Source organism: Micromonospora sp. NPDC049359, from assembly GCF_044466585.1.
Taxonomy (GTDB): domain Bacteria; phylum Actinomycetota; class Actinomycetes; order Mycobacteriales; family Micromonosporaceae; genus Micromonospora.
This window is the reverse complement of the sequence record NZ_JBITMW010000001.1, coordinates 475,647-487,560: the sequence shown is the minus strand read 5'-3', so window position 1 is coordinate 487,560 and position 11,914 is coordinate 475,647. Positions and strand designations below refer to the sequence as shown.

12 protein-coding genes are annotated in these 11,914 nt (G+C 71.8%); 8 read left to right on the top strand and 4 right to left on the bottom strand.

The genetic code is table 11. From position 1 onward, the window contains the following. The first annotated feature begins 55 nt into the window (after positions 1-55). Positions 56-895, top strand: a complete 840-nt coding sequence (locus ACIBTX_RS02255; RefSeq protein ID WP_357123901.1) for a DUF3027 domain-containing protein — start codon at positions 56-58, stop codon at positions 893-895. A 27-nt stretch (positions 896-922) separates the two neighbouring features. Here the strand turns inward: ACIBTX_RS02255 and ACIBTX_RS02250 are convergent, their stop codons facing one another. Beyond that, a complete protein-coding gene (locus ACIBTX_RS02250) occupies positions 923-1,168 on the bottom strand; it encodes a DUF2530 domain-containing protein (protein ID WP_357123904.1) in 246 nt (81 codons plus the stop codon). Between the two features lie 88 nt (positions 1,169-1,256). On the opposite strand from ACIBTX_RS02250, the gene ACIBTX_RS02245 reads away from it, so the two are divergent. The 5 genes from ACIBTX_RS02245 to thpR all read left to right on the top strand — a co-directional run bounded on the left by ACIBTX_RS02245 (position 1,257) and on the right by thpR (position 5,885). Beyond that, a complete protein-coding gene (locus tag ACIBTX_RS02245; protein WP_357123907.1) occupies positions 1,257-2,735 on the top strand; it encodes an NCS2 family permease in 1,479 nt (492 codons plus the stop codon). Positions 2,736-2,853: 118 nt separating this feature from the next. Continuing rightward, entirely contained in the window at positions 2,854-3,303 is a 450-nt protein-coding gene (locus ACIBTX_RS02240) for a MarR family transcriptional regulator (RefSeq protein WP_355049191.1), read from the top strand. 73 nt (positions 3,304-3,376) lie between these two features. Beyond that, complete coding sequence (locus ACIBTX_RS02235; protein ID WP_357123912.1) at positions 3,377-4,660, top strand: MFS transporter; 1,284 nt, start codon at positions 3,377-3,379, stop codon at positions 4,658-4,660. A 122-nt stretch (positions 4,661-4,782) separates the two neighbouring features. Beyond that, positions 4,783-5,292 (top strand): hypothetical protein, encoded by a 510-nt coding sequence (locus ACIBTX_RS02230; protein WP_357171977.1) that lies wholly within the window; start codon positions 4,783-4,785, stop codon positions 5,290-5,292. Between the two features lie 11 nt (positions 5,293-5,303). Then, positions 5,304-5,885 carry an RNA 2',3'-cyclic phosphodiesterase gene (gene thpR / locus ACIBTX_RS02225; protein ID WP_357171976.1) on the top strand — a complete coding sequence of 194 codons (582 nt, stop codon included), beginning with the start codon at positions 5,304-5,306 and terminating at the stop codon, positions 5,883-5,885. A 113-nt stretch (positions 5,886-5,998) separates the two neighbouring features. On the opposite strand, the gene sepH is transcribed toward thpR, so the two are convergent. The 3 genes from sepH to ACIBTX_RS02210 all read right to left on the bottom strand — a co-directional run bounded on the left by sepH (position 5,999) and on the right by ACIBTX_RS02210 (position 9,695). Further along, on the bottom strand, positions 5,999-7,084 hold the full coding sequence (gene sepH / locus ACIBTX_RS02220) for a septation protein SepH (protein WP_357123921.1): 1,086 nt from the start codon (positions 7,082-7,084) through the stop codon (positions 5,999-6,001). 184 nt (positions 7,085-7,268) lie between these two features. Next, positions 7,269-8,396: a phosphoserine transaminase gene (serC, locus tag ACIBTX_RS02215; protein ID WP_357123924.1), complete on the bottom strand. Its 1,128-nt coding sequence runs from the start codon at positions 8,394-8,396 to the stop codon at positions 7,269-7,271. A gap of 192 nt (positions 8,397-8,588) precedes the next feature. After that, the gene (locus ACIBTX_RS02210; RefSeq protein ID WP_357123927.1) at positions 8,589-9,695 is read right to left on the bottom strand and encodes a citrate synthase 2; all 1,107 of its coding nucleotides are present in this window, start codon (positions 9,693-9,695) and stop codon (positions 8,589-8,591) included. Between the two features lie 280 nt (positions 9,696-9,975). On the opposite strand from ACIBTX_RS02210, the gene pdxH reads away from it, so the two are divergent. Then, positions 9,976-10,605, top strand: a complete 630-nt coding sequence (gene pdxH / locus ACIBTX_RS02205) for a pyridoxamine 5'-phosphate oxidase (RefSeq protein ID WP_357172036.1) — start codon at positions 9,976-9,978, stop codon at positions 10,603-10,605. Continuing rightward, positions 10,602-11,900 (top strand): MFS transporter, encoded by a 1,299-nt coding sequence (locus ACIBTX_RS02200; protein WP_357171975.1) that lies wholly within the window; start codon positions 10,602-10,604, stop codon positions 11,898-11,900. Before pdxH ends, ACIBTX_RS02200 begins: the two co-directional genes overlap by 4 nt. Positions 11,901-11,914 lie beyond the last annotated feature (14 nt).

Below are 11,914 nucleotides of genomic sequence, written 5' to 3'. Positions count from 1 at the left end.
CGCATCAGTCGCGGCGAAAGGTTCCCCGGGAGTCCCTGTCACCCCTGCGGGGAGCATGGGGAACAATGGTCTGGTGACCAGGCCCGCCTCCACCCGTGCCGCCCGTCTCGACCAGGTCTGCGCCGCCGCCGTCGAGGTGGCCCGTGCCGGCATCACCGAGGTGGACGCCGACGACGTCGGCGACCACCTGCAGGTCGTGTCCGAGGGCGATCGGCTGGTCACCCACTACTTCGAGTGTCGCCTCGCCGGCTACCGCGGTTGGCGGTGGGCGGTCACCGTGACCCGCGTCCCGCGCAGCCGTACGGTGACCATCTGCGAGACGGTGCTGCTGCCCGGTCCGGACGCGCTGCTCGCGCCCGGCTGGCTGCCCTGGCAGGAGCGGCTCAAGCCCGGTGACCTCGGCCCGGGTGATCTGCTGCCGACCGCTCCGGAGGATGAGCGGCTGGTCCCCGGCTACCTGCTCTCCGACGACCCGGCGGTCGAGGAGACGGCCTGGGAGCTGGGTCTCGGTCGGGCCCGGGTGCTCTCCCGGGAGGGTCGGGCCGACGCGGCGCAGCGCTGGTACGACGGCGACCACGGCCCGACGGCCGCCATCTCCACGGCCGCGCCGGCCGCCGCCCGCTGCGGCACCTGTGGCTTCTACCTCCCGTTGGCCGGGGCGATGCGGGCGGCGTTCGGCGCGTGCGGCAACTTCTACGCACCCGACGACGGTCGGGTGGTCAGCGCCGACCATGGTTGCGGCGCGCACTCCGAGACGCTGATCGAGGCCGCCGAGACCGCGGTCGAGGACCTACCAACGGTGTACGACGACAGCGCCGTGGAGGCCATGTCGGTCAGCCGTGCGCCGGGTTCGGTCGAGGCGGGGGAGCCGGCGGAGCCGTACGGGCACCCCTGAGCGGCGCTCCGGCGCGGGCCGGCGCGTTCAGATCGCCCGGCGGCGGCGTCGGTTGGCGTCGTGCCGCAGCATGACGGCGAGCCCGGGGAAGCCCCACAGGAAACCGGCCAGGCAGGTCCAGAGCCAGTTCTCGTGATGGTGCTCGGTCAGCCAGCCCCGGAAGAACACCAGCAGCACCAGTCCGACGACCGCCCACGCGATCAGGCCGGCGACGGCGAACGGCACCATCGGCGGGTCCAGCGGCGCGGGGCGCGGTGGCTGGTCGTTCGGCATCGGGCAAGCGTACGCGATGCACTTCCCCTGCCCGCCAGCGATCTGGGACGATGCGCGCGACAACCGGAAGATCACCTGTGAGGTCCTCATGGCAGTAGCGCCGCCCGAGAACGACACACCTCCCAACCCCGCTCAACCGCGTAACGGCTTCGACCGGTTCTTTGAGATCTCCGCCCGCGGCTCAACGTTGAGTCGTGAGGTACGAGGTGGCCTGGCGACCTTCTTCACGATGGCGTACATCGTCGTGCTCAACCCGCTGATCCTGGGCGGCGCGGTCGACGGTGACAACAAGACTCTCCCGATTCCGGCGCTGGCCGCCGCGACGGCGCTGGTCGCCGGCCTGATGACCATCCTGATGGGTGTCGTCGGCCGGTTCCCGCTGGCGCTCGCCGCCGGTCTGGGCGTCAACGCCCTGGTGGCGTACGAGATCGCTCCCGAGATGACCTGGGCCGACGCGATGGGCCTCGTGGTGATCGAGGGTGTGATCATCGCGCTGCTGGTGCTGACCGGTCTGCGTACCGCGGTGTTCCGGTCGGTGCCCACGCAGATGAAGACGGCGATCGGCGTCGGCATCGGCCTCTTCCTGACCATCATCGGTCTGGTGGACGCCGGCTTCGTCCGGCGGCTCCCGGACGCCGCCAACACCACAGTTCCGGTCGGCCTGGGCGTCGGCGGCAAGCTGTTGAGCTGGCCACTGCTCGTCTTCGTGGTGGGCCTGCTGCTCACGCTGGTGCTCGTGGTGCGCCGGGTCCGCGGCGCGATCCTGATCGGCATCCTCGCGTCCACCGTGCTGGCGGTGATCGTGGAGGCGATCGGCAACATCGGCCCGTCGTTCGTCGACGGCAAGCCCAATCCGAAGGGCTGGGCGCTGAACGTGCCGGAGTTGCCCAAGACGGTTGTCGACGTGCCGGACCTGTCGCTGCTCGGCAAGTTCAACGTGCTCGACTCGTGGGGTCGGGCCGGCTGGGTCGTCGTGCTGATGTTCATCTTCACGCTGCTCATCACGGACTTCTTCGACACCATGGGCACGATGGTGGCGGTCGGCCAGGAGGGTGGCCTGCTGGACGAGCAGGGCACCCCGCCGAGGGCCAAGGAGATCCTGCTGGTCGACTCGATCGCGGCGGCGGCCGGCGGTGCGGCCAGCACGTCGAGCAACACGTCGTACATCGAGAGCGCGGCCGGTGTCGCGGAAGGTGCCCGGACCGGCGTGGCCAACCTGGTCACCGGCGCCCTCTTCCTGCTGGCGATGTTCCTGGCGCCGCTGGTGGTGATCGTGCCGTTCGAGGCGGCCTCGACGGCGCTGGTGGTGGTCGGTTTCCTGATGATGACCGCGGTACGGACGATCGACTGGTCGGACTACGAGATCGCGATTCCCGCGTTCCTCACCATCGTGCTGATGCCGTTCACCTACTCGATCTCGAACGGGATCGGTGCTGGTCTGATCACCTTCGTGGTGGTCAAGCTGGCCCGGGGCAAGGCCCGGGAGATCCACCCGCTGCTGTACGGGGTGGCCGCCCTCTTCGTGCTGTACTTCCTGCGCGGGCCCATCGAGTCGCTGGTGCTCTGACAGGTGTCGTCCGGGCGGGGAGTCGATGGTGACTCCCCGCCCGGAACTGCACAAACATCCCCGTGAGCCTGGTCATAACAGATGTCGTTAGCCAGGCTCATTAGTTAAGCTAACTAATGTGACGGAGCGGACGGTGACGGCGGAACGCGTGCCACCGGCGCAACTGGCTCCCCAGTTGCGAGATGCGATCACCCGACTCAACCGGCGGGTCCGACGGGCCCGGCCGGTCGGCGACCTCACGGTCACCCAGGTCTCCGCGCTCACCAGCCTGCGGCTGGCGGGCGGGATGACGCCCCGGGAACTGGCCGAGATCGAACGGGTGCAGCCACCGACGATGACCAAGATCGTCGCGAAGTTGGAGGACCGTGGCCTCGTGCGGCGGACCCCCCACCCGACCGACGGCCGGCAGGTCATCCTCGCGGCGACCGAAGGAGGGCAGGCCGTGCTCGACCAGTTCGAGCGGGCCCGCGACGAGTGGCTGGCCCACCGGCTGGCCGCGCTCGACGAGGACGAACGGGAGACCCTGCACAGGGCCGCCGAGATTCTCCAGCAGCTCGCTCGCGCCTGAGCCCGCGCCCGCGCCACCGGGCCGTGCCGTCACCTGACGATGACGCGTACGTCCTTGAGGAGGCGCACCGAGAGTGCAGGCCAAGCTGAGCACGATGTTCCAGTCCCTACAGGTCCGCAACTACCGCCTTTTCGCATCCGGGCAGCTGATCAAACTGATCGGCGTCTGGATGATGTTCATCGCCCAGGACTGGCTCGTCCTCGAGCTTTCCGACAACTCGGCCACCGCGCTCGGCGTGGTCACCGCCTGTCAGTTCACGCCGGTGCTGCTGCTCACGCTCTTCTCCGGCCGCCTCGCCGACCGGTACGACAAGCGGGTCCTGCTGTTCGCCGCGAACGCCTTCTGGAGCGTGCTGGCGCTCGGCATGTCCCTGCTGGTCCTCACCGACCTGGTCCAGCTCTGGCACGTCTTCGCGTTCGCCGCGCTCCTCGGCACGGCCAACGCCGTGGAGACCCCGGTCCGCCAGGCGTTCGTCTCGGAGCTGGTCGGCACGCCGCTGCTGCCCAACGCGCTGTCGCTGAACGCCGCCGTCTTCAACTCCGCCCGGATCGTCGGTCCGGCAGTCGCCGGTCTGGCGATCGCCGCCTTCGACGTCGGCCCGGTCTTCCTGTTCACCGCCGTCAGCTCCATCGCGCCGCTGGTGAACGTCGTCCGGATGCGGACCGCCGACCTGCACCGCGACGCGCTCCTACCGCGCGACGAGCGGGCGTCCGCGAAGGTCGTCGACGGGCTGCGGTACGTGTGGCGGCGGCCGGACCTGCTGCTGCCGATGGCGGTGATGTCGGTGATCGGCATGTCGCTGTTCAACTTCCAGCTCACCCTGGCCGCGCTGGCGAAGACGGTGTTCAACACCGGTGCCGCCTCGTTCGGCCTGTTCAGCACCGCCCTTGCCGTGGGCGCGCTGGGCGGCGCGCTCAGCGGCACCGGCCGGCGCAGCCGCCCGTCGGTGTGGCTGGTGCTCGGCGCCGCGATCGGCTGCGCCAGCTTCGGCACCCTGGTCGGCTTCGCGTCGGCGTACTGGCTGGTCGTCGCGCTGCTGGTGCCCACCGGCTTCTTCATGGTCTTCTTCGCCCAGGCCGCCAACCAGCGCGTCCAGCTCGGCGTGGACGCCGCGTTCCGGGGACGGGTGATGGCCCTGTGGGTGCTGGTGTTCCTGGGCACCAACCCGGTCGGCGCACCGCTGATCGGCTGGGTGGCCGAGCGCTTCGGCGCCGGCGCGAGCATCTGGATGGGCGGGCTGATCTCGCTGGCCACCGCGCTGATCGCGCTGACCTGGCAACTGCGCCGCTCCGGTGCGCGGCTGCGCTTCCGGGTGCTGCCCATGCCCCGCTTCTACGTCACTTCCGCCGACTGCTGAGCCGCGCGCTCGGGCCCCCGCCGACCGCCGGGCAGGGGCCCCGAGCGTGGTCCCGATCGACGGATAGCGCGGATGCGGCCAAACCGCTGGCGAGGTGGCACGCCGGGGCTTAGCGTCGATACGTGGGAGTCGGACGCGCGCTGATGCTGGCCCTGGCGTTCCTCGCCATGGCCAGCATTCCGGCGGTGTTCGCCCTGCTCTTCTGCTACGACGAGATTCTCGACCGGGTGGTCTGCGGCTGGGCCGAGTGGCGGGAGCGCCGGCGGGAGCGACGCACCATCGCCCGCCTCGACCGGGCCATCGAAGCCGACGCGCTGACCCGGGACATCGACCTCAGCGAGTTCGACCGCACCGACCGTCGTCCCCTGGAACAGCTCGCGGCCGACCTGCGCCGCCTCGGCGGTCAGCGACTCGGCGGCATCGGCCGGCCGATGGTCTGGCACGGCGCGGTGGTCCAGGCGTACGACGACCGGCTCCGGCTGGCCTGCCGCGCCCTGGGGATCAGCGAACACCTGGCCGAGCTGACCGGCGTCGACCAGGAGATCGAGCGGGTACGGGTGGAGGGCCTGCTGCACGCCGCCGGGTTGACCCTGCCGGCCGCCCGAGCTGGCCACCGGCAACGCCACCGTTGACAGGCCCCCGAATGCGGCTGTTCGTCGCGGTCAACCCGCCCGTGGAGGCCGTCGACCATCTCGGCGCGCAGATCGCCCGGTTGCGGGTCGGCGCGGCGGCGGCCGTTGGTGCCCGGGTGCGGCTCGCCGACCCGGCGGACCTGCACCTCACCCTGGCGTTCCTCGGTGACGTCGAGGCCGGCCGGCTGGTCGACGTGGAGAGTGCGCTCGGGCTCGCCGCCGACTCGTTCCGCGCCGGCCTCGATGCCCCGCCCCGGCTGCGTCTCAGCGGTGGTGGCGTGTTCGGTGACGGTCGGCGTACGGTGCTCTGGGTGGACGCCCAGGGCGATGTCGAGGCGCTGCACGGCCTGGCCCGGCTGGTCCGGGACCGGCTGCGGCTCGCTGGGGTGGCGTACGACGAAAAGCCCTTCCGCCCGCACCTGACCGTGGCCCGGCCCGGGGACCGGATGGACCCGGCCGCCGTCGAAGCCGACCGCACCGCGCTGGACGAGTACGCGGGACCGGAGTGGCCGGCGACCGAGCTGCTGCTGATGCGCAGCCACCCCGGGTCGGGACGCTCGCGCTACGACCGGCTCGCCGCCTGGCCGCTCTGACTCGGCGCGCCCGCGTGAACGGCCTTGATCGACTCGGGTTCGTGGAAGTCGGGGTGTTTTACGGGTGCTGACAGCGCGACTTCCGTGAACCCGAGTCGATCAAGCGCGAAGCGTCAGGAGGACTCTCGGGCGGCCGGACCGCTGCCGAAGAGCACGTCGTCCCAGCTCGGCAGCCGCTTGCGCGGCTTGCCGCTGGCGTCGGTGGACTCGCCGCCGGCCGCCGCAGCGGCCGCCGTGCCGGTGCGTCGGGGCCGCAGCACCGCCAGCGACGGCACGGCCGGGACCTCCTTGGGCGCGTCCGAGTCGTCGTCGAAGGCCGACCCCTGGCCGCCGCCGAGCAGCGCGGCAGCGCCACCGCCGACCGGCCGCTGCCGGGGCGCGTCGGACCCGGCCAGAGCCGCCGGAGTACGCGGTTCGAGCCCGCGACCCGACGAGCTGCCGAGTGGACGGTCCAGCGAGGCGAGCAAAGCGTCCCGGCCGGCCCGGATCGGATCCCGGCCCGGTCGCGGGTGCTCGGACGCCGCCGGCAACCCGTGCCCACCCCGACTCGGCTCACCGCGCGACGGACCGGGCAGGCCGTGCCCGCTCCGCTCCGGCGCCGGCTCCTGGCCGAGGATCGGCGTGGGCCGCTCGGCGCACAGATATTGCGCCATGTCGTCGTGCGGCGTGACCACCTGCCGGGCCTTGTCCATGTCCCAGATGGCCTGCGCGGTGGCCTTGCCCGACGGCCAGGTGGCGATGATCCGCCAGGTGCCGTCGTCGCGCCGGTACGCGTCCCAGGAGATCTTCTCGGTGTCGATGCCGTGCTGGCTCAGCCGACCGTTGACCACCTCGGCGAGCGGGGTGGGCTTCTCCGCGCCCTTGAGGCGGGTGCGACGGGCGTGCTGGGCGAGCATGGCCCGCTCCTGGAGCACCGGACCGGCGTAGCGCAGGACCCGGTCGACCGGCACTCCGGCGATCCGGGCGACGTCCTCGGCCGACTCACCGGAACGGATGCGGGCCTGGATGTCCCGGGGGGACAGTGAGGGAATCGGGTCGACGGTGCTCGGTGCCACCGCGAGCGGCGGGGCACCCGGCTCGGGGTGCATCACACCGGCGATGCGCTCGTCGATCGGCAGGGCGAGCAGTCGCCCGACCTCGTCGGCGAGCACCAGGGCCTGGCCGTCCTCGGAGAGGGCGACGAAGCGTACTGGGCGCATAGCGTTGCCTCCGTCCCGCTTCGCTGGCCGCACGCCACGAGTCGGCCACCCAGGCGTCTCGGACCACCGTACGCGCATCTGTCTCAGGGTGGGGGAAGCGACACCCGCATGTCGTGACTGAGCTGCGGCAACGATCACGGTGGGTGTCCGTCGAGGCGTCAACGGACACCCACCGTGACGAAGCTCAGAGGCGCTCGACCACGTAGTCGATGGAGGCGGTCAGAGCCTCGACGTCGGACGGCTCGACGGCCGGGAACAGCGCCACCCGCAACTGGTTGCGGCCGAGCTTGCGGTACGGCTCGGTGTCGACGATGCCGTTCGCGCGCAGCGCCTTGGCGATCGCGGTGGCGTCCACCCCGTCGGCGAAGTCGATGGTCGCGACCACGTTGGACCGCAGCGCCGGGTCGGTGACGAACGGAGTGGCCACCGTGGACCGCTCGGCCCAGCCGTACACCGTGGCGGCGCTCTCCGCCGTGCGCTTCGCCGCCCACGCCAGGCCGCCCTGCGCGTTCATCCAGTCGGTCTGCTCGGCGGCCAGGAAGATGGTGGCCAGTGCCGGAGTGTTGTAGGTCTGCTCGAGCCGCGAGTTGTCGATCGCGGTCACCAGGTCGAGGAAGGCCGGGATGTAGCGCCCGGACGCCTTGACCTCGGCGGCCCGGTCCAGCGCGGCCGGCGACATCAGGGCCAGCCACAGGCCACCGTCGGAGCCGAAGCACTTCTGCGGCGCGAAGTAGTAGACATCGGTCTCGCCGACGTTGACCTCCAGGCCACCCGCGCCCGAGGTGGCGTCGACCAGCAGCAGCGACCCCTCGTCCGCGCCGGCCACCCGGCTGATCGGCACGGCCACGCCGGTCGAGGTCTCGTTCTGCGGCGTCGCGTACACGTCCACGCCGGCCTCGGCGACCAGGGCCGGGGCGCTGCCCGCTTCGGCCTTGCGGACCGTCGGCTCGCCCAGGAACGGGGCGTCCTTGACCGACTTGGCGAACTTCGCGCCGAACTCGCCGAAGCTGGCGAACTGCGCCCGGTCGCGGACCAGGCCGAAGGTGGCGACCTCCCAGAACGCGGTGGTGCCGCCGTTGCCGATGACGACCTCGTAGCCCTCGGGCAGGGAGAAGAACTCGGCGATCCCGGAGCGCAGCCGGGCCACCTGGTCGCGGACCGTCTTCTGCCGGTGCGACGTACCCAGGTAGCTGGTCGCCACCTCGGCGAGCGCGGACACGGCCGCCGGACGGACCTTGGACGGGCCGCAGCCGAAACGGCCGTCGGCGGGCTTGATCTCGTCGGGAATCCGGATGATCGGTGCGTCAGCCACGGTTCTGAAGATCCTTCCGCAAGGGCGAGGGCGGGCCCGGCGACACTGCCGGCCCTCATCCTCGCACCCGTCGCGATCAGTCCGGCCGCTGGTCCCACGACCGTCCATGAGGCGTGCGCCACAACGCGCCCTGCCGAAAGGAAGGGCCCCTTCCTATACGCGAGGCGTTAAGAAGGTGCCCTTCCTTACACCTCAGACGCCGTGCGGGACGGCGCCCCAGCCTTCGACGTCGGACGGCTTGCGGGTTTCCGGGCCGACGTAGCGGGCGGACGGCCGAACCAGCCGCTGGAGGCGCTTCTGCTCCAGGATGTGCGCGCTCCAGCCGCCCATCCGCGCGCAGGTGAACATCGACGTGAACATGTGCGCCGGCACCTCGGCGAAGTCCAGCACCACGGCCGACCAGAACTCGACGTTGGTGGCCAGCACCCGGTCCGGGCGGCGGGCCTGCAATTCGGCCAGGGCGGCCTTCTCCAGCGCCTCGGCGATCTCGAAGCGCGGCGCGCCCAGCTCCTTGGCGGTGCGCCGGAGCACGCGGGCGCGCGGGTCCTCGGCCCGGTAGACCCGGTGGCCGAAGCCCATCAGCCGCTCGCCACGGTCGAGGACACCCTTGACGTAGCCCTCCGCGTCGCCGCTGCGCTCCACCGCCTCCAGCATGGTGAGCACGCGCGACGGCGCGCCACCGTGCAGCGGGCCGGAGAGGGCGCCGATGCCGGACGAGATGCAGGCCGCCGCGTCGGCGCCGGTGGAGGCGACGATGCGGGCGGTGAAGGTGGAGGCGTTCAGGCCGTGCTCGGCGGCCGAGATGAAGTACGCGTCGACGGCCTTGACGTGCCGCGGGTCCGGCTCGCCGCGCCAGCGCTTCATGAACCGCTCGACGATGGTCTGCGCCTTGTCGATCTCCTTCTGCGGCACCGCCGGCAGGCCGAGGCCGCGAGCGGACTGGGCGACGAAGGAGAGCGCGGTCACCGACACCCGGGCCAGGTCCTCGCGGGCCTGCTCGTCGGAGATGTCCAGCAGTTGGCTGAGGCCCCAGTACGGCGCCAGCATGGCGACCGCCGACTGCACGTCGACCCGGATGTCACCGGAGTGCACCGGCACCGGGAACGGCTCTGCGGGCGGCAGGCCCGGCCCGAACCGGCCGTCGACCAGCAGCGCCCAGACGTTGCCGAATGAGACCTGGCCGATCAGATCCTCGATGTCGACCCCGCGATAGCGCAGCGCGCCACCCTCGCGGTCGGGTTCGGCGATCTCGGTCTCGAAGGCGACGACGCCCTCCAGACCGGGTTTGAAGTCGGCCATGTCGCTCTCCTGGATCTGGTCGGTGCGCCCGATCAGCTGATCCGGCCCGGTCGGCCGAGCGCCTTAGGCGACCCTCAGGGATGTGTTCGGAACATCTTGCCTGCTGGGTAACCGGATACGCGACCCAGTGCGACTGTGCTGCACGCGACATCTCAGGGCGCGCATTCTCCGCGCCGGTCGGTGAGACTGGGCGAAGCGGTCTGGCCAGCGCGGGAGGGTGCCGGTCAGCACGCCGAGAAGGAGTGGGGACGTGACGGGCGACACACCAGCCCCGGCTGCGATGCGTAACGAGTACGCCGCGGACCTGGGCCTGACCGAGGCTGACCTGGCCGCCGACTGGTACACCCAGTTCGACAGGTGGTTCGCCGACGCGGTGGCTCACGGGCTGCCCGAACCCAACGCCATGGTGGTGGGCACGGCCGACGCCGCCGGCCGACCGAGTGGGCGGACGGTGCTGCTCAAGGGGTACGACCCGGAGGGCTTCGTCTTCTTCACCAACCACCTGTCCCGCAAGGGCGTCGAGGCGGCCGGCAACCCGTACGCCAGCCTGGTCTTTCCGTGGTTTCCGATGCAGCGGCAGGTGGTGGTCGCAGGAGTGATCGCCCCGGTCGAGCGGGCGGTGACCGAGTCGTACTTCGCGAGTCGGCCGCGCGGGTCACAGGTGGGCGCGTGGGCCAGCCCGCAGTCGTCCGTGGTGCCGGACCGGGCCACGTTGGAGGAGCGCTACCGCGAGGTGGCCGAGCGGTACGCCGACGAGAGCGCCATTCCGCCACCGCCGCACTGGGGTGGTCTGCGGGTCCGGCCGGACTCGGTGGAGTTCTGGCAGGGCCGGTCCGGTCGGTTGCACGACCGCCTGCGCTTTCGTCGCGTCGACGGAAGCGACTGGATCGTCGAGCGGCTGGCGCCGTGACCGGTGTGCAGGAGGCCCGGCCGCGCGGAGCGCGCCGCTGGGCGATCGACGTCCGCCCGCTGGGCGTCCCGGCGTACCGGCGGCTGTGGCTCGGCAACACCGTGGCGATGTTCGGCTTCCAGTTCACCGCCGTCGCGGTGCCGGTGGAGATGTACGCCCTCACCCGGGACTCGTTCTGGGTCGGCCTGCTGGGCATCGCCGCGTTCGTACCCCTGCTGATCTTCGGGCTCTGGGGTGGCGCGGTCGCCGACGCCCGCGACCGCCGTGCGGTGCTGCTCGGCGGCTCATTGTTGCTCTGGGCATCCACCCTCGGGCTGCTGGTCCAGGCGCTGCTGAACGTGGGCAGCCCGGTGCTGCTGCTGGTGTTGATGGCGGTGCAGTCGGTGGCGTTCGCGATCACCTCGCCGGCCCGCAGCGCCATGCTGCCCCGGCTGGTCCCCGACGACCTCGTCCCGGCCGCCAGCACCCTCAACTACACGACCTTCACCGCCGCGTCGGTCGCCGGCCCGCTCGCCGCCGGCCTCATCCTCGCCGCCTCGTCGGACACCCGGGTGGTGCTGCCGATCGCGTACGGGCTGGACGCGGTGCTGTTCACGGCGATGCTCTGGGCGGCGCTGCGCCTGCCGGCGCTGCCGCCCGAGCCGAGCGCCGACGGTCAGGTCCGCCGCGCCGGCCTGGCCAGCGTCATCGACGGTTTCCGGTACCTGGCCACCACGCCCGTCCTGCTGCTCTCCTTCGGCGTGGACCTGATCGCGATGATCCTGGCCATGCCGAGGGCCCTGTTTCCGGAGATCGCCAACGAGCGGTTCGGCGGGGGCGGCTCGGTCGGCCTGCTCTACAGCGCCATCGCGATCGGCTCCATGATCGGCGGGCTGACCTCCGGCTGGATCGGTCGGCTCCGCCGGCAGGGGGTCGGCCTGGTCGTCGCGGTGGTCGGCTGGGGAGTCGCGATCGCCGCCGCCGGGCTGGCCCAGCAGCTCTGGCTGATGGTCCTGCTGCTCGCCGTTGCCGGCGCCGCCGACCTGGTCAGTGCCGTACTCCGCCAGTCCATGCTGCTGGTGTACGCGCCGGACCGGATGCGCGGCCGACTCCAGGGCGTCAACACGGTGGTGGTGGCCGGTGGGCCTCGCCTCGGCGACCTGCGGGCCGGCACCATGGCCGCCGGGTTCGGCGGCGGGGTGGCCTGGGTCGCCGGCGGACTCGCCTCGGCGGTGCTCGTGGTGGTGCTCGCGGTCGCCTTCCCGGCGCTGCTGCGCTACCGGGCCACGACGGCGTCGAGCGGCGACCGGTCGTGACCGGTTAGGGTCGC

Bases quoted from the DNA above. Each gene is read 5' to 3' on its own strand.
- sepH (WP_357123921.1), bottom strand. From the start codon at position 7,084: ATGCGCCCAGTACGCTTCGTCGCCCTCTCCGAGGACGGCCAGGCCCTG.
- pdxH (WP_357172036.1), top strand. From the start codon at position 9,976: ATGCGTAACGAGTACGCCGCGGACCTGGGCCTGACCGAGGCTGACCTG.
- ACIBTX_RS02210 (WP_357123927.1), bottom strand. From the start codon at position 9,695: ATGGCCGACTTCAAACCCGGTCTGGAGGGCGTCGTCGCCTTCGAGACC.
- ACIBTX_RS02250 (WP_357123904.1), bottom strand. From the start codon at position 1,168: ATGCCGAACGACCAGCCACCGCGCCCCGCGCCGCTGGACCCGCCGATG.
- thpR (WP_357171976.1), top strand. From the start codon at position 5,304: ATGCGGCTGTTCGTCGCGGTCAACCCGCCCGTGGAGGCCGTCGACCAT.
- ACIBTX_RS02255 (WP_357123901.1), top strand. From the start codon at position 56: ATGGGGAACAATGGTCTGGTGACCAGGCCCGCCTCCACCCGTGCCGCC.
- ACIBTX_RS02245 (WP_357123907.1), top strand. From the start codon at position 1,257: ATGGCAGTAGCGCCGCCCGAGAACGACACACCTCCCAACCCCGCTCAA.